We start from the raw sequence: 21,710 nt of genomic DNA, 5'->3' as shown, positions 1-21,710 counted from the left end.
GACTTAATTGGGAAGTGAGCCATGTTTGAAAAGCGTCACCGCATTACGTTGTTATTCAATGCCAACAAAGCCTACGACCGTCAGGTGGTGGAAGGCGTGGGTGAATATTTGCAGGCGTCGCAATCCGAATGGGATATTTTTATTGAAGAAGATTTTCGCACCCGTCTGGAGAACATCAAAGACTGGCTGGGCGATGGCGTCATCGCGGACTATGACGATCCCGTCATCGAGCAGTTGCTGACCGACGTCGACGTCCCGATAGTGGGCGTCGGCGGCTCCTACCATTCGCCCGAACACTATCCGCCGGTCCACTATATTGCCACCGATAACCATGCCCTGGTCGAGGCCGCCTTTCTCCATTTAAAAGAGAAAGGCGTCCATCGCTTCGCGTTTTATGGTTTACCCGCCACCAGCGGCAAGCGCTGGGCTGTTGAGCGTGAGCACGCGTTTTGCCAGCTGGTCGCGCAGGAGAAGTATCGCGGCGTGGTGTATCAGGGGCTGGAGACCGCGCCGGAAAACTGGCAGCACGCGCAAAACCGCCTGGCGGACTGGCTGCAAACGCTGCCGCCGCAAACCGGTATTATTGCCGTAACGGACGCCCGCGCGCGCCACGTGCTGCAGGTCTGCGAACATTTACACATTCCGGTGCCCGAAAAACTGTGCGTGATTGGCATTGATAACGAAGAACTGACCCGCTACCTTTCCCGCGTGGCGCTCTCCTCCGTTGCCCAGGGCACGCGTCAGATGGGCTATCAGGCGGCAAAGCTGCTGCATCGCCTGCTGGATAAAGAATCTCTGCCGCTTCAGCGCCTGCTGGTGCCTCCTGTTCGCGTCGTAGAACGTCGCTCAACCGATTATCGCTCCTTAAGCGACCCGGCCGTCATTCAGGCCATGCACTATATTCGCAACCACGCCTGCAAAGGGATTAAAGTCGATCAGGTGCTGGATTCGGTGGGCATTTCGCGTTCGAATCTGGAGAAGCGGTTCAAAGAAGAGGTGGGCGAAACCATTCATGCCGTTATCCATGCTGAAAAGCTGGAGAAAGCACGCAGCCTGCTCATCTCCACGTCACTGTCGATCAACGAAATCTCGCAGATGTGCGGTTACCCGTCCCTGCAATATTTCTATTCGGTGTTCCGCAAAGAGTATGACACCACGCCGAAGGAGTATCGGGATCGCCACAGCGAGGTGCTGATTTAGAAAAGAAAACGCCTTCCAGTGGAAGGCGTTTTTTTGAGATTACATATGGGCGGCGATTAAGCGCTGGTTATCCTGGTACATGGCGAACAGATAGTTGTTATAGCTCTGTCCCTTCGTCGAATAACCTTTCAGCTTGTGGATCATCGTACTTGCCGTCACTTCCTGGTCCGCTTTACGCAGCTGAGCGCGTGATTTACGGAACGATGAGTAGGCCGGGTGCGTATTCAGATTCACTACGTAGGCGCTGACGGAATCTTTCACAGATTCAAACTGCGAATAGCCTTTCACCTTGCCAGGGGCATTGTTACAACGACCTTTCACGCACTTCATGCCGAAAAGGTTGTTGTTGCTACGCGCAAGCTTAGAAGTCCCCCAGCCGCTTTCGGCAGCAGCCATGGTCGCAACCATGCTGCCCGGGATGATATCCACACGCTCAAGAAGAGCATTCCACGGCACACGACGGGTGTTACCGTTCCAGCTCAGCTTGTAGCGCTGCGTGATATCTTTCAGACGCGCGCGCTCTGACGGCGACCAGCGGCTATCGTACTGTTTGGAGATCAGCCAGTTACGATCCGCAGTAATCGCGGCATTTTGACTCGTGATGTAAGGCATTACCGTCCGGAGAAACGCTTTTTTCCTTGGTGTTCCGGAAGGGTATTTTCGCAAATCAGGAAGTGAACTACTCTTTGCACTATTGCGAGAATACTCTTGTTTACTGCTAACCTTACTACTTGTCGTCTTTATTACGTGGGCTTTCTTACTCGTTGTATCCGTGTGCGTCTTCGCAAGCACCTCACCCGAAAATGCCGTGGTGAGTAACATGAGTATCGCAGCCCCATATCGTCGAATGGGAGTCGATATCATTAGGTCTCCTGGTCGGATGTAATCATCCCAACACCTTATTTTTTTCACAAATTTGAGAGCGGAATCTCAAATCATATCAAAAATAGACTTCAAGAGCACGTATAGAAATAGTCCAATTCCGAAACTATGTCACCTGAAACTTGCTCATAAAAACATCATTTCTGAAAATATGTGTGCGTTCTCGCAGATAACTGCCTAATTTTGCGCAAGATCACTCATCCTCACGCATCCTCCCGGCAGAAAGCGACAGGGGATGAGTTTTTCCCCTCTGCCTGCTGGCACACTGGTCAAAAATGCCGCGACAGGAAAAAGGAATGAAACGCACCGCATTAGCCTTTCTGATGTTACCCGCACTGGCATATGCCGACTGGTCATCGCCGGGGTTTAGCGCATTTAGCGCCGAAGGCACCGGAGTCTTCACCAGCCAGGCAAAGCTTGCGAAGGGTACGCGTCCTCTTACGCTGAGTTTTGACAAGACGTGCTGGCAGCCCACAGGCGCGATAAAACTCAATGAGATGCTGTCGCTCAAGCCCTGTGACGGCACACCGCCGCAGTGGCGACTTTTCCGCGACGGCGACTACCAGATGCGGATTGATACCCGCTCCGGCACGCCCACCCTGCTGCTGACGATTCAGAGTGCCGCAGAACAGCCGGTTGCAAACGTCATCCGCCAGTGTCCGAAGTGGGACGGTAAGCCGCTGACGCTGGACGTCAGCCATACCTTCCCGGAAGGCTCCGTCGTGCGCGACTACTACAGTAAACAGACGGCGACCGTACAAGATGGGAAAATCACCCTGCAGCCAGCCGCCAACAGTAACGGCCTGCTGCTGCTTGAGCGCGCCGAAACCGACAAGCCGGCACCGTTTAGCTGGCAAAATGCCACCGTCTATTTTGTACTGACCGATCGCTATGTGAATGGCGACCCGAGCAACGACAACAGCTATGGCCGCCATAAAGACGGCATGCAGGAGATTGGCACGTTCCACGGTGGCGATCTAAAGGGGCTGACCAGCAAGCTCGATTACCTGCAGCAGTTGGGGGTGAATGCGCTCTGGATAAGCTCCCCGCTTGAGCAGATCCACGGCTGGGTAGGCGGCGGAACCAAAGGTGATTTCCCGCATTACGCCTATCACGGCTACTACACCCAGGACTGGACAACGCTCGACGCCAATATGGGAACTGAAGATGATTTACGCCAGCTTGTCGACGAAGCGCACAAGCGCGGGATCCGCGTTCTTTTCGATATCGTCATGAACCACGTTGGTTATGCCACGCTGGCAGACATGCAGGAATATCAGTTTGGTGCCCTGTACCTGCAGGGTGATGAGCTGAAAAAGACGCTGGGAGAACGCTGGACGGACTGGAAGCCGGGCGCAGGCCAGACCTGGCACAGCTTTAACGACTACATCAACTTTAGTGACAAAGCCGCATGGGAAAAATGGTGGGGTAAAAAGTGGATCCGCACCGACATCGGTGATTACGATAACCCCGGCTTCGATGATTTAACCATGTCGCTGGCATTTCTGCCGGATCTGAAAACGGAATCCACGACGCCTTCCGGATTGCCAAACTTTTACCAACACAAGCCCGATACCCACGCGAAGGCCATCAAGGGATATACCCCGCGCGACTACCTTACCCACTGGCTCAGCCAGTGGGTCCGTGACTACGGCATCGACGGTTTCCGGGTGGATACGGCTAAACACGTTGAGCTTGCGGCCTGGCAACAGCTGAAAGACCAGGCAAGCCAGGCGCTGGCCGCCTGGAAAGGCGCGAACCCGGACAAAAAGCTCGACAACGCACCGTTCTGGATGACCGGGGAATCCTGGGGCCACGGGGTGATGCAAAGCGATTATTACCGCCACGGTTTTGATGCGATGATCAACTTTGACTATCAGGAGCAGGCGGCAAAAGCGGTGGATTGCCTGGCCGATATGGATCTCACCTGGCAGCAGATGGCGGAGAAGCTGCAAAGCTTCAACGTGCTGAGCTATCTCTCATCACACGATACGCGTCTGTTCCGCGAAGGAGGCCAGCGCGCGGCGGAGCTGCTCCTGCTGGCACCGGGCAGCGTGCAGATTTACTACGGCGATGAATCTGAACGTCCGTTCGGGCCGACAGGCTCCGACCCGCTGCAGGGTACCCGGTCAGATATGAACTGGCAGGACGTCACGGGCAAGCAGGCCCTAACCGTCGCCCACTGGCAAACGCTGGGTCAGTTCCGTGCCCGCCATCCGGCGATCGGTGAAGGCAAACAAACCACGCTGTCGCTGAAAGAGGGGTATGGCTTCGTGCGCGAGCACAAGGGCGATAAGGTGATGGTGGTATGGGCGGGTAATCAATAATTATCCCCCTCACCCTAACCCTCTCCCCGCAGGGGAGAGGGAACCGTACGGCGCCGTCTTTTCCCCCTCGCCCCTTTGGGGAGAGGGCCGGGGTGAGGGGAAAAGCACCAGAACTATTCACTACCCAAATCCACTCCCGCCCTATAAAACAACAAATCCGACCACATCACCCGATTTGCACCAGCACGGTGCTAGCGTTATGGTTACCCACTTTCAAAATAAGCTCGACAGATCACCTGCTATGACGTTTTCACTTTTCGGCGACAAATTTACCCGCCATTCAGGCATTACTCGCCTGATGGAGGACCTCAACGACGGGCTGCGCACACCGGGCGCAATCATGCTCGGCGGCGGAAACCCGGCTCAAATCCCGGAGATGACGACCTATTTCCAGACGCTGCTCGCTCAGATGCTGGAAAGCGGCAAAGCAACCGATGCGCTTTGCAATTACGACGGCCCGCAGGGTAAAACCGAGCTGCTGGCACTCCTCGCCGAAATGCTGCGTGACGAGCTGGGTTGGGATATCGAACCACAGAATATTGCACTGACAAACGGCAGCCAGAGCGCGTTTTTCTACTTGTTTAACCTGTTCGCAGGACGTCGCGCCGACGGCACCACCAAAAAAGTGCTGTTCCCGCTGGCACCGGAGTATATCGGCTACGCCGATTCCGGCCTGGAAGAGGATCTGTTCGTCTCCGCGCGCCCGAACATTGAGCTGCTGCCGGAAGGCCAGTTCAAATATCACGTCGATTTTGAACACCTGCATATTGGCGAAGAGACGGGCATGATCTGCGTATCGCGCCCGACTAACCCAACGGGCAACGTGATCACTGATGACGAACTGATGAAGCTGGATGCGCTGGCAAATCAGCACGGCATCCCGCTGGTGATCGATAACGCCTACGGTGTACCGTTCCCGGGCATTATCTTCAGCGAAGCACGTCCGCTGTGGAACCCGAACATTGTCCTGTGCATGAGCCTCTCTAAGCTGGGTCTGCCGGGCAGCCGCTGCGGCATCATCATCGCCAATGAGAAAATCATCACCGCCATCACCAATATGAACGGCATTATCAGCCTTTCTCCGGGCGGCATTGGCCCGGCGATGATGTGCGAAATGATCAAACGCAAGGACCTGCTGCGTCTGTCGAATGACGTGATCAAGCCTTTCTACTACCAGCGCGTTCAGGAGACGATCGCGACACTTCGTCGCTACTTGCCGGAAGAACGCTGCCTGATCCACAAGCCGGAAGGGGCAATTTTCCTGTGGCTGTGGTTTAAGGATTTACCTATCACCACCGAACTGCTTTACCAGCGCCTGAAAAAGCGCGGCGTACTGATGGTGCCGGGCGATTATTTCTTCCCGGGTCTGGATAAGCCGTGGCCGCATACCCATCAGTGCATGCGCATGAACTACGTCCCCGATCCGGAAAAAATCGAAGCGGGTGTTAAAATTCTCGCCGAAGAGATCGAAAAAGCCTGGCGCGAAGGAAATTGTTAAATAATAAGGCTCTTCAAATGAAGAGCCTTATTTTTCCGTGATCTGAATCTTATATTAAGGATATATCCTGTAGCGTTTAATTTATCATCTCTCTTGAGTTTCCTTAGGAATATTCCTTTAATTTATGCTCACTAACTTCTCCGCCAATAATTAAGCATCAGTTAAAGATCTTAACTTATTGTTATTTTGAAATAACCACCTGCAACACCGCAAAATACCTTATTAAGTCACTTTCATGCATATTTAAAAATACTGCATATACTCACTAATACGCCGCTCGGCGTTCTTTTGCGTGGAGTATTCATATGCTACCTAATAATGTTAGTCGCATCAGCGCTATTGCTGTTGCGGTACTGCTCGCGTTCTCTCTTTCTGCCTGTAGTGGAAGCGGTGGCGGCTCTCATCACTCAACGGCCAAAAATAACCCTGCGACTGGAAGCAGCAGCGGCTCAGGTGATGGAAGTGGCTCGACCGCGAGCAATGGCGGTTCGGGCAGCAACGGCTCGGGTACCGGGACAGGCGCGGGTGGCGGAACGGGTTCTGGATCAGGATCGGGCTCAGGAGGCAATGGCAGCGGAGGAACCGGAACAGGCAACACGGGCGGTGGCGGAACCACTACCGCAGGCGCAAATACCATACTGGGTGATGCCGGTAAAACAGTAACCAGCGTCGGCTCTACGGTGGATGGTCTTGGAAGCCAGCTGCCGACAAATAATCCCGTCACGTCAACCGTTTCAACCACCGTCAGCGGTGTTGGCAGTGCTGTGTCCACCGTGGGGACAGGCGTCACGACTGGCGTTGGCGATCCAAACAACGCGAACGGTGTGGGCACAACGGTCAAAGGCGTGACCACGTCGGTCACCTCCCTTGGCAATACCGTCTCAACGGTAGGCACGGGCCTGGCGAGCTCCACTTCCGGAACACCGGTCAGCGGTGTAACTGGCCTGACGGGCAGCGTGGTCAACAGTACCGGGCAACTGGTCAGTAACACCGGCACGGGTCTCACCAACACGGTAAGCAGCCCTGCGGTCACTCAGGTAACAACCGATACCACGACCGTGGCTAACAAGACGCTGGGCGGAGTACAGGGCGTGACGCAAAGCGTGGGCACCACGACGGGTCTCGGCACACCGGTCAACGGTCTGCTGACCCAGGTGGGTAACACCGTGAGCGGCGTGGGGGCCAACGTCAGCAACAGTAATAGCGGGCTTAACGGCGCGGGTCAGGTCGTCCAGAACGTCGGCCAGACGGTGACGGATAGCGGCACGCTGGTTAAACCCGCCACCTCGACGACCGGAGGAGGATCAGGCGCTCTCACAGCTAATGCAAACGTGGCGGCCACGAACAACAGTCTGGGTGCAACGGTCAATACGACCCTCAATACCCTGACGTCGGGCGTTACGGCCACCGCAACAACACATTAACCACCGGTCAAACAGTAATCTGCTTATTGTCATTCTGCGCCCCTGGTTCAGGGGCGCTTTATACGGCGACACTCCCCCTAACCGGGAATGATGAACAGGGATAGCGCGATGAAACACCACTTCCTTTTTTCGCTGACGGGGCTGGTTGTGCTGAGCATGGCCCGCGCCGATACACTGCCCTCTATTATTAACCCTGATAACCCGGCGCAAGTTTCGCGTAACGTTGCCCCAGAACAAACTGAGGCTGTCCCCCAGCCGAAAGTCAAAATAGAAAAACCGCAGTCAACGCTGACGCCTGAAACGCCCATTACCATTCATCACATTCAGTTTATTGGCGGAACGCGTTATCCCTTGCAGGAATTGCTTCAGCCCTTCAGGCCGTACGCCGGAAAAACCGTGCCGCTAAAAACGCTCACGGGGCTGGTAAATGATATTACGGCGCTCTATAAGGCCGACGGTTTTCCGCTCTCCTATGCCTGGCTGCCGGATGATAATTTCCAGCAGGGCAATATTAAAATTGTTCTGGTTGAAGGGTATGTCGCTCACAGCGACATCACCAGTAATAACCCTCATATCGCCGAGCGTCTTAAACGATTGTCAGAAAAAATCATGGCGGAAAAACCGCTGTCACAGGATACGTTCGATCGCTATAGCCAGCTGATGACCCGTACCCCTAACGTTCCGGTCACGGCCAATGCGCAGCTGCCAACCAATATCTATGGCGCGGCGGCGATGCAGATAACCGGTAATCAGGAGCGGAGCTGGAATATCGCTTCCACCATCGATACCCGTAAAGGGCAAGATTTAATGATGCTGAACGGCACGCTCAGCAACATGACAAGCTATGGCGATCAGCTTGGTGTGGCCACGCTTGTACCGTTAGATAGCAACACGCGAAAAAACTATGTCGGTCTCAACTGGCAGCAGTTTTTAAACGATGAAGGGCTGACCATGCAGCTAAAAGGCAGCTATTACCGTGAAGATCCGCGAGATTTTTCTCCCCTGCTCTCTTTGCCGAACAATATCAAAGTCGATTCGAAGCAAAAAACAACGCAATACAACGGGGGCGTGACGTTTGGCTATCCCCTGCTGCTGACGCAAAAATCACAAATTAATCTGACCGGCGGTTTTGATTACACCGACCGCCAGGATGATTATGCCCTGCAGGCCAGACTGCAGGGCAAAACCTATAGTCTGAACTCCGTCAACCAACACGCGCGTTATCCCGCGCTGGAAGTGGGCATTAATGGTGCACATCAATTCACAACCGCCAGCATCAGCGGCAGGCTCAACGTCCGTCAGGGTATTGATGCGATGGGTGCGGATATCGTCTCAGCTCCTAAACCCGATATGAATTTTACGCTCACAAAAAGCTATCTGGACGCTGCCTGGCTGTTTGCCGACAAATGGCGGCTATCAACGTCCTGGGAGGGAGACTGGTCAAATAACACGTTGCCGGAGCCCGAACGCGTTAGCTTTGGTGCCCAGCGCTTTGGCCGTGGATACCAGGACAGTGAAGCAAGCGGTGATTACGGCTATGGCGGGCAGGTAGAACTGCGCTATATCCAGATGCGAAAAGAGAGCACCTGGCTTGCCACAATCCAGCCCTACATCCTGGCCGATACCGCGCAAACCTGGTTTAACACCTCCGGTTTGCCTCATCAACGGCTCGGGTCAGTGGCGACCGGGGTGATGATAGGCGATACGCGCCACTATAGCGTCACGGTGGAGGCGGCAAGACCCGTCGGGGATGTTCCGACAGACAGTCGCAACAGAGACTGGCGCTACAGTCTGACGTTCACGTGGAATTTCAATAAAATGCAGTAAGCTTTTCAGCCCGAATACTGGCAGGATCAACGCAGCGCAGCGCGTGGGTTGGACAGGCCTCCACGCAGGCCGGTCCGCCTTCGCGATGCGCACATAAATCACATTTCAGCGCCTGCGCTCTATTTCCCTCCAGACGAACCTGCATCGCCCCAAACGGACAGGCCACCACACAGCTTTTGCACCCAATGCAGCGCGTCTGCTCAACGAGCCAGGTGCCCGCCGTACGGCTGATGGCATGGGTTGGGCAGACGTTAGCACAGGGCGCGTCCTCGCACTGATGGCAACCCACCGCCGTAGTGTAGGCGTCCCCCTTCACCACCCGAAGGCGGGAGGTGAAAGTCTGTGCGGTGAAGTCGTCCTGATGCGCAACCGCGCAGGCCACTTCGCAGGTGCGGCATCCGATGCATTTTCCCGCATCCGCCATGATAAATCGGTTCATCAGTTACGCCTCGCGCACGTTAAAACCCAGCTCTTTTGAGATAGCCTCTGCCGTTTCGCGCAGCGGTTTGAGCAGGTTCTTCTCACCCACCTGCTTCATGCGCGACGTCGACAGCGAAATGGAGATCGCATACGGGACGCGGCCGTGGATATCAAACACCGGCACGGCAATACAGGAAACGCCCAGCTCGTTCTCTTCTTTGTCCATCGCCATGCTGCGATCGCGAATTTCCGCCAGCTCATCATACATCGCGCTCAGCTCAGTGATGGTGTTGCGCGTCAAAGGTTGGATCTGTTCCTGATGGCTCTCCCAGTAGCTCGCCACGTAATCCTGATGACCAAACGCCATGTAGATCTTGCCCATTGCGGAGCAGTAGAGCGGCATATGCTGGCCGATATAGGCGCGCGTGCGCAGCATACCGGTTGTCGGTTCGAGCTTGTAAATCAGGATCGCGTGGTCGTCTTCCCGGCTGGAGAAATTCACCGTCTCGCCGGTCGCAATGTTCAGCGCTTCGAGGTGCGGAGCGGCCACGTGAATGATATTCAGCGACGACAGCGCCTTTTGCCCGACGGCGATAAATTTGGTGGTCAGGCGATAGCTGCCCGCCGCGGGTGCCGGGGTCACGTACCCGCACGACTGTAGCCCCTGCAGCAAGCGGTGCACGGTGCTCTTATTCAGCCCCGCCAGTTCCGATAAATGCGCAAGTGGACACCCGTTCGGATAGTTGCTGAGGATCTCAATCAGCATCAGGCCGCGAAACAAGCTCTGGCTGCCTGCTGGCCTCTCTTTCTCTTGCGTCATTTCGCTCTCTTTCATGCTCATTACATGGCTCCTGTTTAGCGCGTCCTGATGGTAGCGCAAAGTGTGGGTCAGTTCACGATCTCAACAGAAAAAACACAACCAGTTGATTTTAATCGATTTTGAAAAACATGAATGTCGTTGATCTGACAAAATTTGATCGCTATATTTGAAATCAGATTTCGCATAGTGAAATTTAGCGATAAAAAAGCACTCGCACTTGCCCTTAAAAGAACAGGAGAACAGGGATGAAAGTGACTTTCGAAGAGTTGAAAGCGGCGTTTAATCGGGTTCTGCTCGATCGCGGCGTGAAAGCGGAAACCGCAGACGCCTGCGCCGACATGTTCGCTCGCACCACGGAGTCCGGCGTCTATTCGCATGGTGTGAACCGCTTCCCGCGCTTTATTCAGCAGCTTGATGCAGGCGATATCATTCCCGACGCCCAGCCCAAACGGGTGATGACATTAGGCGCCATCGAACAGTGGGATGCCCAGCGCTCCATTGGCAACCTGACGGCGAAAAAGATGATGGATCGCGCCACCGAGCTGGCGTCCGACCACGGCATTGGTCTGGTGGCACTGCGTAACGCGAACCACTGGATGCGCGGCGGCAGCTACGGCTGGCAGGCGGCGGAGAAGGGCTATATCGGCATTTGCTGGACCAACTCGATTGCCGTGATGCCCGCGTGGGGATCAAAAGAGTGCTGTATCGGCACCAACCCGCTGATCGTGGCTATTCCCTCTAACCCGATCACCATGGTCGACATGTCGATGTCAATGTTCTCCTACGGCATGCTGGAGGTGAATCGCCTGGCCGGGCGCGAGCTGCCGGTCGACGGCGGCTTTGACGACGAAGGTAACCTCACCCGAGAGCCGGGCGTGATCGAGAAAAACCGCCGCATTCTGCCCATGGGCTATTGGAAAGGGTCCGGCTTATCCATCGTGCTCGACATGATCGCCACCCTGCTCTCCAACGGATCTTCCGTCGCGGAAGTGACCCAGGACAACAGCGACGAGTATGGCGTGTCGCAGATCTTTATCGCCATCGAGGTGGATCGCCTGATCGACGGTCCAACCCGCGATGCCAAACTGCAGCGCATTATGGACTTCGTTACCACCGCGCAGCGGTCAGATGAAAACGTTGCCGTCCGCCTTCCGGGGCATGAATTCACGCGCCTGCTGGAAGAGAACCGCCGCGACGGCATCACCATCGACGACAGCGTGTGGGCGAAAATCCAGTCTCTGTAAGGAGTGGGCCATGATATTCGGACATATTTCCCAGCCAAATCCGTGTCGCCTGCCGCAGGCGATTGAAAAAGCGCTTAATTTTCTGCGCACGACGGATTTCACCACCCTGGCGCCAGGCGTAGTAGAAATTGAAGGTCGCAACATTTTTGCTCAGGTTCTCGACCTGACGACAAAGGAACCGCACGAGAACCGCCCGGAAGTGCACCGCCGCTATCTGGATATTCAGTTTTTGGCGTGGGGTGAAGAGAAAATCGGTATCGCTATTGATACCGGCAATAACGAAATAAGCGAATCATTGCTGGAACAGCGCGATATTATTTTTTATCACGACAGTGAAAATGAATCGTTTATCGAAATGATACCCGGCAGCTATGCCCTATTTTTCCCGCAGGATGTACACCGTCCTGCCTGTATTAAAAACAAGGAAACTGCAATTCGTAAAATTGTGGTGAAAGTGGCAATCAGCGAATTAGATTAATTTTCTGATAAATACAGGAATGCGAAATGACCAACACCGGTTTTATTATTGGTGCGTACCCCTGCGCACCCTCGTTTCACCAGAAAGGGGAACAAGAAGAACAAACCTTCTGGCGGGAACTTTCCGACACGCCGAATATTCGCGGGCTGGAACAGCCGTGCCTTGAAAATCTTCATCCTCTTGGCGACGAATGGCTGTTCCGCCATACGCCGGGTGAATGGCAAATTGTGGTCACGGCAGTGATGGAAACCATGCGCCGCCGCGGTATCAACAGCGCATTTGGCCTGGCGTCAGCCGACGAAACGCAGCGTAAAGCATGTATAGACTTTTACCGGCATCTGCACCAGAAAGTTAACGCCGTGAACGCCCGTTATCCGGGCAAAGTGATAGCCCTGGAAATGCAGGCAGCCCCGCAGGCGGGCAATGTTTCCGTCGAACAGGCCACCGAGGCGTTTTCCCGCTCCATCCGTGAAATTACAGGCTGGGACTGGGGCTGCGATCTGGTGCTGGAACACTGCGATGCCATGAACGGCCCGGCACCGCGCAAGGGTTTCCTGCCCTTAGAGCAGGTGCTGGAGGTGGTGAAAGAGACGGATATCAGCGTCTGCATCAACTGGGCGCGTTCGGCCATCGAAGGCCGTAACACCACCCTTCCGCTTGACCATGTGCAGGCCGCGCTCAATGCCGGGAAACTGGGTGCATTGATGTTTTCGGGCACGACCACCCACGGGGAGTACGGAGAATGGCAGGATCTGCACGCGCCGTTTTCCTCATTCTGTGCCGACAGTTTGATGACAACTGAACACGCAAAATCACTCTTTACTGCGGCGAGCGCCGCAACGTTGAAATTCTCCGGTATTAAATTACTGGAAATAAATGCTAATGCTGATGTCAGCCATCGCATCGCCATTTTACGCGACGGTATCAGCGCAATGAATAAAGCAACGCAATAACAATAAGAAAAATTTATTCCGGTTACCTTACTGAGAGATTAACTATGAATATTTCTACTCATGCTCTACATGCGGACATTCCGCGCCAGCGCTGGCTAAGAATCATTCCTCCCATTCTTATCGCCTGCATTATTTCATATATGGACCGCGTGAATATCGCATTTGCGATGCCGGGTGGTATGGATGAAGAATTAGGTATTACCGCAACAATGGCAGGCCTGGCGGGTGGGATCTTCTTTATCGGCTACCTGTTCCTGCAGGTTCCCGGCGGCAAGATTGCCGTGCACGGCAGCGGCAAGAAGTTTATCGGCTGGTCGCTGGTTGCCTGGGCGGTGATCTCTGTGCTTACGGGTCTCGTGACGAATCAGTATCAGCTGCTGGTGCTGCGCTTCTTACTCGGCGTGGCGGAAGGCGGGATGCTGCCCGTTGTGCTCACCATGATCAGCAACTGGTTCCCGGACGCCGAGCGCGGTCGCGCCAACGCGATTGTGATCATGTTCGTGCCCATCGCCGGGATCATCACCGCCCCGCTGTCGGGCTGGATCATCACCGCGCTCGACTGGCGCTGGCTGTTCATCATTGAAGGTTTAATGTCCGTCGTTGTGCTGGTGCTGTGGGCGTTCACCGTGTACGACCGGCCGCAGGAAGCGCGCTGGATTTCAGAGGCGGAGAAAAACTATCTGGTGCAAACGCTGGCGGCGGAGCAGCAGGCCATCGCTGGCAAAGAGGTGAAAAACGCGTCGCTCGGCGCAGTGCTGTCCGACAAAACCATGTGGCAACTGATCGCCCTGAACTTCTTCTATCAGACCGGGATTTACGGCTACACGCTCTGGCTGCCGACCATCCTGAAAGAGCTGACGCACACCAGCATCGGTCAGGTGGGCATGCTCGCCATCCTGCCTTACATCGGGGCCATTGCGGGCATGTTCCTGTTCTCCACGCTCTCTGACCGCACCGGCAAGCGCAAGCTGTTTGTCTCCCTGCCGTTGATTGGCTTCGCGCTCTGCATGTTCCTCTCCGTGGCGCTGAAAGAGAGTACCTGGCTGGCCTATGCCGCACTGGTGGGCTGCGGGTTCTTCCTGCAATCCGCCGCGGGCGTCTTCTGGACCATTCCGGCGCGACTGTTCAGCGCAGAGATGGCGGGCGGCGCGCGCGGCGTGATCAACGCCCTGGGCAACCTCGGTGGCTTCTGCGGCCCGTATGCGGTTGGGGTGCTTATCACCCTGTACAGCAAAGATGCGGGCGTCTACTGCCTGGCCGTTTCACTCGCCCTGGCGTCGCTGCTGGCTCTGCTGTTACCGGCGAAATGCGATGCCGGAGCAGAGCCTAATCCCACGGTGACTCCACACAAGCGTGCGGCCTGATGCCCTCACCCCAGCCCTCTCCCACAGGGAGAGGGAGAAAACCGAACCGTAGGCCGGGTAAGCGAAGCGTCGCCCGGCCAATAAGTGAGATGAAGATGAGTGAAAAAGAGCCCTTCTGGCTGGGTATCGATTGTGGCGGTACTTATCTGAAAGCCGGTTTATACAACAGCCAGGGCAAGGAAGTCTGTATCGAACGTCGCTCCGTCGCCACGCTCAGCCCGCGAGCGGGCTACGCCGAGCGGGATATGCATGAGTTGTGGCAGCACTGCCACGCTACCGTCGCCGCGTTGCTCAAACATTCAGGCGTAAACGGCAACCAGATTAAAGGCGTCGGCATTTCTGCTCAAGGCAAGGGACTGTTTCTGCTCGATAAACAGGACCAACCGCTGGGTAACGCCATACTCTCCTCCGATCGCCGTGCGCTGGAGATTGTGCAGCGCTGGCAGCAGGACGGCATTCCCGAAAAACTCTACCCGCATACGCGCCAGACGCTGTGGACCGGGCACCCGGCCTCGCTTCTGCGCTGGGTCAAAGAGAATGAGCCGCAGCGCTATCAGCAGATTGGTAGCGTAATGATGGCGCACGACTATCTGCGCTGGTGCCTGACCGGCGTGAAGGGCTGTGAAGAGAGCAACATCTCCGAGTCCAATCTCTACAACATGAATACCGGGAAATACGACCCACAGCTTACGCGCTGGCTCGGTATCAGCGAGATTGACGGCGCCCTGCCGCCGATTGTCGGTTCAGCAGAAATCTGCGGGGAAATCACCGCTCAGGCAGCCGCCCTTACCGGTCTCGCGGCGGGCACGCCCGTCGTGGGTGGACTTTTTGATGTGGTTTCCACCGCGCTCTGCGCCGGACTGCAGGACGAGCACACGCTGAACGCCGTGCTGGGCACCTGGGCCGTCACCAGCGGTATCGCCAGTGCGCTTCGCAACAACGAACCCTTCCCGTATGTCTATGGCCGCTACGTGCATCCGCAGCAGTATATCGTTCACGAAGCCAGCCCCACCTCGTCCGGCAACCTTGAGTGGCTCACCGCACAGTGGGGTGACATGTCGTTCAGCGAGATCAACCACGCCGTCGCCAGCCTGCCGAAAGCCGAAAGCGATGTGTACTTCCTGCCGTTCCTCTACGGCAGCAACGCCGGGCTGGAGATGACCAGCGGCTTCTACGGGATGCAGGCGCTACACACCCGCGCGCACCTGCTACAGGCGGTTTATGAGGGCGTGGTGTTCTGCCACATGACCCACCTCAACCGCATGCTTGAGAGCTTTACTCAGGTGCAGGCGCTGCGCGTGACGGGTGGCCCAACCCATTCGGACGTGTGGATGCAAATGCTCGCGGACGTCAGCGGGCTGGCCATTGAGCTGCCGCAGGTGGAAGAGACGGGGTGTTCCGGCGCGGCGCTGGCGGCGATGGTGGGTACCGGTGTGTTCACCGACTTCCACTCAGCACAGCGTGCACTCAAACATGACATCCGGGTCATCGAGCCCGACATGCGCGCCCATGCGGCCTATCAGCGCAAGTATCACCGCTATCAGCTACTGATTTCAGCACTACAGGGCTATCACGCCCGAGTTAAGGAGAACAACCTATGAGCCGACCATTACTGCAGCTGGCACTCGACCATACCTCTCTTCAGGCCGCGCAGCGTGATGTCGCGACGCTTGCCGATCACGTCGATATCGTCGAAGCGGGCACCATTTTGTGCCTGACCGAAGGACTGAACGCCGTGCGCGCCCTGCGTCAGCAGTGCCCGGATAAAATCATCGTTGCGGACTGGAAAGTGGCCGACGCCGGAGAAACGCTGGCAGAACAGGCGTTTGGCGCGGGCGCGAACTGGATGACCATCATCTGCGCCGCCCCGCTGGCCACCGTTGAACGAGGCCACGAGGTGGCCCTGCGCCGCGGCGGTGAAATCCAGATGGAGCTCTTTGGCAACTGGACGCTGGACGATGCGCGCGCGTGGCATCACGTCGGCGTGAAACAGGCAATCTACCACCGCGGGCGCGACGCACAGGCGAGCGGTCAGCAGTGGGGTGAAGCGGATCTCGCGAAAATGAAAGCGCTCTCCGACATCGGTTTACAGCTTTCGATTACCGGCGGTATCACCCCCGCCGACCTGCCGCTGTTTAAGCAGATCAACGTTAAAGCCTTTATTGCCGGGCGCGCGCTGGCAGGCGCCGTCAATCCGCCGCAGGTGGCGCAGGCATTCCATTCGAATATTCGCGACATCTGGGGAGCGTAACCATGCGTCAGCATCCGTTAGGGATTTACGAAAAAGCGCTGCCAAAAGATCTCTCCTGGCCCGAGCGGCTGGTACTGGCGAAAAGCTGCGGGTTCGATTTTGTCGAGATGTCGGTCGATGAAACCGACGAGCGATTATCGCGCCTCGACTGGAGCACCACGCAGCGTGCCTCTCTGGTTGAAGCGATGCTGGAAACCGGGGTGTCTATCCCGTCCATGTGTTTGTCTGCCCACCGTCGCTTCCCGTTTGGCAGCCGCGATGAAACCGTGCGCCTACGCGCCCGCGAAATCATGACCAAAGCCATCAGGCTGGCGCGTGACTTAGGCATTCGCACCATCCAGCTTGCGGGTTATGACGTGTACTACGAAGAGCACGACGAAGGCACGCAGCAGCGCTTTGCCGACGGGCTGGCGTGGGCGGTAGAGCAGGCCGCCGCCGCGCAGGTGATGCTGGCGGTGGAAATCATGGATACCGCGTTTATGAACTCCATCAGCAAATGGAAAAAGTGGGACGACATGCTCGCCTCACCGTGGTTCAGCGTTTATCCGGACGTTGGCAACCTGAGCGCATGGGGCAACGACGTCACCGCCGAGCTGACGCTGGGCATTGACCGCATTGCGGCTATTCACCTGAAAGACACCCAGCCCGTCACCGCGCAAAGCCCCGGACAGTTCCGCGACGTGCCGTTTGGCGAAGGCTGCGTCGATTTCGTTGGCGTCTTTAACACGCTGAATCAACTGAACTATCGCGGCGCGTTTCTGATTGAGATGTGGACTGAAAAAGCAAAAGAGCCGGTGCTGGAGATTATCCAGGCGCGCCGCTGGATTGAAGCCCGTATGCAGGAAGGAGGCATGACATGCTAGAACAACTCAAAGCCGAGGTACTGGCAGCAAATCTGGCGCTGCCCGCCCACCAGCTGGTGACGTTCACCTGGGGCAACGTCAGCGCGGTTGACCGTGAAAGCGGCATGATGGTGATTAAGCCCTCCGGCGTGGAGTACGACGTGATGACGGCGGAGGATATGGTGGTGGTGAATATCGCTACCGGCGAAGTGGTCGAGGGAAATAAAAAACCCTCTTCAGACACGCCCACCCATCTTGCGCTGTACCGTCGTTATCCGGAGATTGGCGGCATCGTGCATACCCATTCGCGACATGCCACTATCTGGTCCCAGGCAGGACAGGATTTACCCGCCTGGGGCACAACGCACGCGGACTATTTCTACGGGGCGATCCCCTGCACGCGCCTGATGACCGCGGCAGAGATTGCCGGAGAATACGAATACCAGACGGGTGAAGTGATCATTAAAACCTTCGAGGAGCGCGATCTCAGCCCGATGCAGGTCCCGGCGGTGCTGGTCCACTCCCACGGCCCGTTTGCCTGGGGTAAAGACGCTGCCGATGCGGTCCACAATGCCGTCGTGCTGGAAGAGTGCGCCTATATGGGCCTGTTCTCTCGCCAGCTCGCACCACAGCTTCCGGTTATGCAGCAGGAGCTGCTCGACAAGCATTATCTGCGCAAGCACGGGGTGAATGCCTATTACGGCCAGTGATGCACTTTACAGATCGTAGGCCGGGTAAGGCGAAGCCGCCACCCGGCTTTACCCCATCAGAAACGCCAGGTCAGGCCGGTCATCAGCGCGAAGCTGTCGTCGCGGTCGATCATCGGGCTGTTCTTCACGTCGTCAGGCAACACGGTGTAGACCGCGCTGGCGTTGAGGTACAGCTTCTGGGTTAACTGATATTTAGCCGCCAGGCCAACGTATGGCGTCCAGCTATCACCAGCGGTGTATTGATCCAGTCCTGAGCGGCGAGACTCGCTGCCGGATACGCCATAGTAGTAGTCGTTATAGCTTTCGTCGCTGTAGAACACACCAACAGAAGGCGTCAGGGTCAGGCGCTCCATCCTGATTGGACGGAAGTAAGATACCTCGCCGATCACGCCACCGCTTTCATCCATGGCATCACCAGAGACCGCCACTTTGATCGAACCCCAGCTCTCATGACGGTAGTACGCGCCGCCGAGGAAGGCAGACGCTTTACGCTCATCCAGCTGCTTCATCTGATGGTCGTCGTTGTCATCAGGATCGAAATGCAGCGGCATCCACGACGCGGTCAGACTGAATTCATTTTTTGCGTCTTTCCACAGGATCCATCCGCCAGTGGTCTGACGAACATAGAAACGATCGCCTTCATAGCTAATTAACGGTACTGCGGTAGTATTTTCGTTATAGCCTTTGTAAGGAGACTCATTAAATACAGCCCCCGCTCCAAGTGAAAAGTCACCGGCCATTGCTGAGGATGTTGCAAATAACGTGGCAGCGATGAGTAAATTGTATTTAATAGTCATTACATGTAATCCATTAAAATGCCAAACAAGCGAGGCGCATAATAATGGTTACAAATTTGCCAATGCAACGCTGCGGTTTATATAATATTATATATAAAATCATATAGATGGGTGCGCATGATGAATAAATTACAGCTAAAGCCACGCGAATTAAAAATTATATCCGTCATCGCAGCCACCCACAGCATTGGTGATGCCGCGGCCCTGCTGGGCATGGCGCAGGCCAACGTCAGTAAATATCTGTCTGATTTTGAAACGCGGGTTGGACTGAAGGTGTTTGAGCGCACCACGCGCCAGCTGGCCCTGACCCAGTTTGGTGAAGCGTTACTCCCTTACGTTAATGCCACGCTGGATAAGAACAGTCAACTCGTTAATTTCATTGCTGATTATAAGCATGAAAAGCGCGGAAAGGTCACAATCTATGCCCCCACAGGTATCGTGACCTATCTCGCGCGCCACGTGATCCATCAGATAGAAGACATCGGTGACATTCGCATCTCCCTGAAAACCTACAATCTGGACCGCAATGAATTTTCAGAAGGCGTTTCCTTTCCTGATGACTGCGACATTTTAATTACCTATGCGCAACCGAAAGACGAAAGCCTGGTCGCCAGCGTGTTGACAAAATATTCCGTTACGGCATTCGCAACCGTTGATTATTTAAATAAACATCCCTTAACGGGACCTGAAGATTTAATTAACCACTCCTGCATTCTTATTGATTCCATGCTGGTCGATGATGCGAACATCTGGCGTTTCCGCGTGCACGGCAGTGATAACGTGCATGACTACCGGGTGACCGGTAATTATATTTGCGACAATACGCAGACGGCCCTGGAGCTGGCAAGAAATAATCTTGGGATTGTTTTTGCACCCAAAGAGAGTCTGAAGAAAGAATTAACGCAGGGAATGCTGGTCCCCTGCTTCCCGCATCAGGAGGAGTGGTGGCTCGATCTGACGGCCATCTTCCGCAAACGTGAATACCAGCCCTGGCGTGTGCAATACGTCCTGGACGGCGTTCTGAACTGCCTGCGCCAGCAAATTGCTCAGGCCGCCCATGGACGGCCTGAGCTGGGCGATTAGAACAGCCCCAGCGGTTTATCGGAGTAGCTGACCAGCAAACATTTCGTCTGCTGGTAATGCTCCAGCATCATCTTGTGGGTTTCACGCCCGATGCCCGACTGCTTATAACCGCCAAAGGCCGCGTGCGCCGGATAGGCGTGGTAGCAGTTGGTCCAGACGCGCCCGGCCTGAATGCCGCGGCCCATTTTATAGGCCAGATTACCGTTGCGGCTCCAGACGCCTGCCCCCAGGCCATACGGCGTGTCGTTGGCAATCTCCAGCGCCTCCTCCATCGTTTTAAAGGTGGTCACGGCCAGCACCGGTCCGAAAATTTCCTCCTGGAAGACGCGCATGTTGTTCTGACCGAACAGGATCGTTGGCTCAAGGTAATACCCTTCCTGCAGATCTCCTCCCAGCACTTTACGGCGTCCGCCGGTCAGAATATCCGCCCCTTCTTTCTTGCCGATGTCGATATAGTTGAGGATAGTCTCCAGCTGTCCGTGTGAAACCTGCGCGCCCATCTGCGTGACGTTATCGAGCGGATTACCGCTGCGGATAGACTCCACGCGGCGAATGGCCCGCTCCATAAAGCGCTCATAGATGGACTCCTGCACCAGCGCGCGGCTTGGGCAGGTGCAGACTTCGCCCTGGTTAAACGCAAACAGCGCAAACCCTTCCAGGGCTTTATCGAAGAAGGCATCCTCTTCCTCCATCACGTCCTCGAAGAAGATGTTCGGGGATTTCCCGCCCAGCTCCAGGGTCACCGGAATGATGTTTTGCGTAGCATACTGCATGATCTGCTGGCCCACTTCCGTCGACCCGGTAAACGCCACTTTAGCGATCCGTTTCGAGGTCGCCAGATATTCCCCTATCTCACCGCCAGCACCGTTGACCACGTTAATCACGCCCGGCGGCAGAAGATCGCCAACGATTTCCATCAGCAGCAGCACCGAGAGCGGCGTCAGACGCGCCGGTTTCAGCACAATACAGTTCCCGGCCGCCAGTGCGGGCGCCATTTTCCAGCTCGCCATCAGTAGCGGGAAGTTCCACGGAATAATTTGCCCGACGACGCCCAGCGGCTCGTGGAAGTGATACGCCACGGTGTCGCTGTCTACCTCGCTTATTCCGCCCTCCTGAGCGCGAATACAGGAGGCAAAATAGCGGAAGTGGTCGATGGCCAGCGGCACGTCAGCCGCCATCGTTTCCCGGATCGGCTTGCCGTTATCCCAGGTTTCCGCCGTCGCCAGCAGCTCAAGATTTTGCTCCATCCGGTCGGCGATTTTGAACAAAATGGCCGCGCGGTCCTGAACGGAGGTATGAGCCCATTTCTCTTTCGCTTTGTGCGCCGCATCCAGCGCCAGGTCGATATCACGCTTACCGGAGCTGGCAATCTCGCACAGCGGCTGGCCGGTAACCGGGGTCAGGTTGGAATAGTATTCGCCGTCGACGGGAGCGACCCAGTCGCCGCCAATAAAGTTGTCATAACGGGGCTTCAGCTTGAGGGGAAAACCATACTCGCCGGGCTGGATACGCGATGAGGGAGGATTGTTTGTCATGACCGTCTCCTTGCTGTTGGTGTACAACAAGGGTAGTTCCGGCTGGCGATTTTCT

At 55.9% G+C, this 21,710-nt stretch carries 19 protein-coding genes; 14 read left to right on the top strand and 5 right to left on the bottom strand.

Features of this window, described 5'->3' with window-relative positions; genetic code table 11:
* Positions 1-21: 21 nt before the first annotated feature.
* The gene (gene xylR, locus DOU50_RS22695) at positions 22-1,200 is read left to right on the top strand and encodes a D-xylose utilization transcriptional activator XylR (RefSeq protein ID WP_021242460.1); all 1,179 of its coding nucleotides are present in this window, start codon (positions 22-24) and stop codon (positions 1,198-1,200) included.
* A gap of 39 nt (positions 1,201-1,239) precedes the next feature.
* Here the strand turns inward: xylR and DOU50_RS22690 are convergent, their stop codons facing one another.
* Positions 1,240-2,064, bottom strand: coding sequence for a protein bax (locus DOU50_RS22690; RefSeq protein WP_032645431.1), 825 nt, complete (start codon positions 2,062-2,064; stop codon positions 1,240-1,242).
* A 314-nt stretch (positions 2,065-2,378) separates the two neighbouring features.
* Here DOU50_RS22690 and DOU50_RS22685 point away from each other — a divergent pair, with 314 nt between their 5' ends.
* From DOU50_RS22685 to DOU50_RS22670, 4 genes are all read left to right on the top strand, one after another.
* Positions 2,379-4,409 carry an alpha-amylase gene (locus DOU50_RS22685; protein ID WP_148770368.1) on the top strand — a complete coding sequence of 677 codons (2,031 nt, stop codon included), beginning with the start codon at positions 2,379-2,381 and terminating at the stop codon, positions 4,407-4,409.
* Positions 4,410-4,650: 241 nt separating this feature from the next.
* Positions 4,651-5,907, top strand: a complete 1,257-nt coding sequence (avtA, locus tag DOU50_RS22680) for a valine--pyruvate transaminase (protein WP_148770366.1) — start codon at positions 4,651-4,653, stop codon at positions 5,905-5,907.
* Positions 5,908-6,212: 305 nt separating this feature from the next.
* The gene (locus DOU50_RS23930; RefSeq protein WP_228117547.1) at positions 6,213-7,331 is read left to right on the top strand and encodes a collagen-like triple helix repeat-containing protein; all 1,119 of its coding nucleotides are present in this window, start codon (positions 6,213-6,215) and stop codon (positions 7,329-7,331) included.
* A 108-nt stretch (positions 7,332-7,439) separates the two neighbouring features.
* On the top strand, positions 7,440-9,158 hold the full coding sequence (locus tag DOU50_RS22670; RefSeq protein WP_148770364.1) for a ShlB/FhaC/HecB family hemolysin secretion/activation protein: 1,719 nt from the start codon (positions 7,440-7,442) through the stop codon (positions 9,156-9,158).
* Here DOU50_RS22670 and DOU50_RS22665 read toward each other — a convergent pair.
* Both DOU50_RS22665 and yiaJ read right to left on the bottom strand, forming a co-directional pair.
* On the bottom strand, positions 9,142-9,597 hold the full coding sequence (locus DOU50_RS22665; RefSeq protein WP_061716192.1) for a 4Fe-4S dicluster domain-containing protein: 456 nt from the start codon (positions 9,595-9,597) through the stop codon (positions 9,142-9,144). The genes DOU50_RS22670 and DOU50_RS22665 overlap by 17 nt on opposite strands.
* A 3-nt stretch (positions 9,598-9,600) precedes the next feature.
* On the bottom strand, positions 9,601-10,419 hold the full coding sequence (gene yiaJ, locus DOU50_RS22660) for an IclR family transcriptional regulator YiaJ (RefSeq protein ID WP_021242452.1): 819 nt from the start codon (positions 10,417-10,419) through the stop codon (positions 9,601-9,603).
* Between the two features lie 224 nt (positions 10,420-10,643).
* On the opposite strand from yiaJ, the gene yiaK reads away from it, so the two are divergent.
* The 8 genes from yiaK (at position 10,644) to araD (ending at position 18,240) form a co-directional block, all read left to right on the top strand.
* Complete coding sequence (gene yiaK, locus DOU50_RS22655; RefSeq protein WP_061716193.1) at positions 10,644-11,642, top strand: 3-dehydro-L-gulonate 2-dehydrogenase; 999 nt, start codon at positions 10,644-10,646, stop codon at positions 11,640-11,642.
* A gap of 10 nt (positions 11,643-11,652) precedes the next feature.
* On the top strand, positions 11,653-12,120 hold the full coding sequence (locus tag DOU50_RS22650) for a YhcH/YjgK/YiaL family protein (RefSeq protein ID WP_148770388.1): 468 nt from the start codon (positions 11,653-11,655) through the stop codon (positions 12,118-12,120).
* A 26-nt stretch (positions 12,121-12,146) separates the two neighbouring features.
* Complete coding sequence (locus DOU50_RS22645; protein ID WP_090420423.1) at positions 12,147-13,073, top strand: DUF4862 family protein; 927 nt, start codon at positions 12,147-12,149, stop codon at positions 13,071-13,073.
* Positions 13,074-13,117: 44 nt separating this feature from the next.
* Positions 13,118-14,437: an MFS transporter gene (locus tag DOU50_RS22640; RefSeq protein ID WP_024909052.1), complete on the top strand. Its 1,320-nt coding sequence runs from the start codon at positions 13,118-13,120 to the stop codon at positions 14,435-14,437.
* Positions 14,438-14,532: 95 nt separating this feature from the next.
* Positions 14,533-16,038: an FGGY-family carbohydrate kinase gene (locus tag DOU50_RS22635; RefSeq protein WP_148770362.1), complete on the top strand. Its 1,506-nt coding sequence runs from the start codon at positions 14,533-14,535 to the stop codon at positions 16,036-16,038.
* Entirely contained in the window at positions 16,035-16,688 is a 654-nt protein-coding gene (gene ulaD, locus DOU50_RS22630) for a 3-keto-L-gulonate-6-phosphate decarboxylase UlaD (RefSeq protein ID WP_148770360.1), read from the top strand. Before DOU50_RS22635 ends, ulaD begins: the two co-directional genes overlap by 4 nt.
* 2 nt (positions 16,689-16,690) lie before the next feature.
* Entirely contained in the window at positions 16,691-17,551 is an 861-nt protein-coding gene (locus DOU50_RS22625) for an L-ribulose-5-phosphate 3-epimerase (RefSeq protein ID WP_148770358.1), read from the top strand.
* Positions 17,545-18,240 carry an L-ribulose-5-phosphate 4-epimerase gene (araD, locus tag DOU50_RS22620; protein ID WP_148770356.1) on the top strand — a complete coding sequence of 232 codons (696 nt, stop codon included), beginning with the start codon at positions 17,545-17,547 and terminating at the stop codon, positions 18,238-18,240. The genes DOU50_RS22625 and araD overlap by 7 nt, the downstream gene beginning before the upstream one ends.
* 56 nt (positions 18,241-18,296) lie before the next feature.
* Here the strand turns inward: araD and DOU50_RS22615 are convergent, their stop codons facing one another.
* Positions 18,297-19,037: a MipA/OmpV family protein gene (locus DOU50_RS22615; RefSeq protein ID WP_048992844.1), complete on the bottom strand. Its 741-nt coding sequence runs from the start codon at positions 19,035-19,037 to the stop codon at positions 18,297-18,299.
* Between the two features lie 117 nt (positions 19,038-19,154).
* On the opposite strand from DOU50_RS22615, the gene DOU50_RS22610 reads away from it, so the two are divergent.
* Positions 19,155-20,120, top strand: a complete 966-nt coding sequence (locus DOU50_RS22610; protein WP_148770354.1) for a LysR family transcriptional regulator — start codon at positions 19,155-19,157, stop codon at positions 20,118-20,120.
* On the opposite strand, the gene aldB is transcribed toward DOU50_RS22610, so the two are convergent.
* Positions 20,117-21,655, bottom strand: coding sequence for an aldehyde dehydrogenase AldB (gene aldB, locus DOU50_RS22605; protein ID WP_148770352.1), 1,539 nt, complete (start codon positions 21,653-21,655; stop codon positions 20,117-20,119). The genes DOU50_RS22610 and aldB overlap by 4 nt on opposite strands.
* Between the last annotated feature and the right edge of the window lie 55 nt (positions 21,656-21,710).

The organism is Enterobacter sp. C6, assembly GCF_008122455.1.
GTDB classification, from domain to species: domain Bacteria; phylum Pseudomonadota; class Gammaproteobacteria; order Enterobacterales; family Enterobacteriaceae; genus Enterobacter; species Enterobacter pseudoroggenkampii.
This window is presented reverse-complemented; position numbering and strand designations above follow the sequence as displayed.

Coding starts and splice junctions, on each gene's coding strand:
- yiaJ (WP_021242452.1), bottom strand. CDS start 10,419: ATGAGCATGAAAGAGAGCGAAATGACGCAAGAGAAAGAGAGGCCAGCA.
- DOU50_RS22615 (WP_048992844.1), bottom strand. CDS start 19,037: ATGACTATTAAATACAATTTACTCATCGCTGCCACGTTATTTGCAACA.
- aldB (WP_148770352.1), bottom strand. CDS start 21,655: ATGACAAACAATCCTCCCTCATCGCGTATCCAGCCCGGCGAGTATGGT.
- DOU50_RS22610 (WP_148770354.1), top strand. CDS start 19,155: ATGATGAATAAATTACAGCTAAAGCCACGCGAATTAAAAATTATATCC.
- DOU50_RS22645 (WP_090420423.1), top strand. CDS start 12,147: ATGACCAACACCGGTTTTATTATTGGTGCGTACCCCTGCGCACCCTCG.
- DOU50_RS22625 (WP_148770358.1), top strand. CDS start 16,691: ATGCGTCAGCATCCGTTAGGGATTTACGAAAAAGCGCTGCCAAAAGAT.
- xylR (WP_021242460.1), top strand. CDS start 22: ATGTTTGAAAAGCGTCACCGCATTACGTTGTTATTCAATGCCAACAAA.
- ulaD (WP_148770360.1), top strand. CDS start 16,035: ATGAGCCGACCATTACTGCAGCTGGCACTCGACCATACCTCTCTTCAG.
- DOU50_RS22640 (WP_024909052.1), top strand. CDS start 13,118: ATGAATATTTCTACTCATGCTCTACATGCGGACATTCCGCGCCAGCGC.
- DOU50_RS22635 (WP_148770362.1), top strand. CDS start 14,533: ATGAGTGAAAAAGAGCCCTTCTGGCTGGGTATCGATTGTGGCGGTACT.
- DOU50_RS22670 (WP_148770364.1), top strand. CDS start 7,440: ATGAAACACCACTTCCTTTTTTCGCTGACGGGGCTGGTTGTGCTGAGC.
- yiaK (WP_061716193.1), top strand. CDS start 10,644: ATGAAAGTGACTTTCGAAGAGTTGAAAGCGGCGTTTAATCGGGTTCTG.
- DOU50_RS22665 (WP_061716192.1), bottom strand. CDS start 9,597: ATGAACCGATTTATCATGGCGGATGCGGGAAAATGCATCGGATGCCGC.
- DOU50_RS22690 (WP_032645431.1), bottom strand. CDS start 2,064: ATGATATCGACTCCCATTCGACGATATGGGGCTGCGATACTCATGTTA.
- avtA (WP_148770366.1), top strand. CDS start 4,651: ATGACGTTTTCACTTTTCGGCGACAAATTTACCCGCCATTCAGGCATT.
- DOU50_RS22650 (WP_148770388.1), top strand. CDS start 11,653: ATGATATTCGGACATATTTCCCAGCCAAATCCGTGTCGCCTGCCGCAG.
- DOU50_RS23930 (WP_228117547.1), top strand. CDS start 6,213: ATGCTACCTAATAATGTTAGTCGCATCAGCGCTATTGCTGTTGCGGTA.
- DOU50_RS22685 (WP_148770368.1), top strand. CDS start 2,379: ATGAAACGCACCGCATTAGCCTTTCTGATGTTACCCGCACTGGCATAT.
- araD (WP_148770356.1), top strand. CDS start 17,545: ATGCTAGAACAACTCAAAGCCGAGGTACTGGCAGCAAATCTGGCGCTG.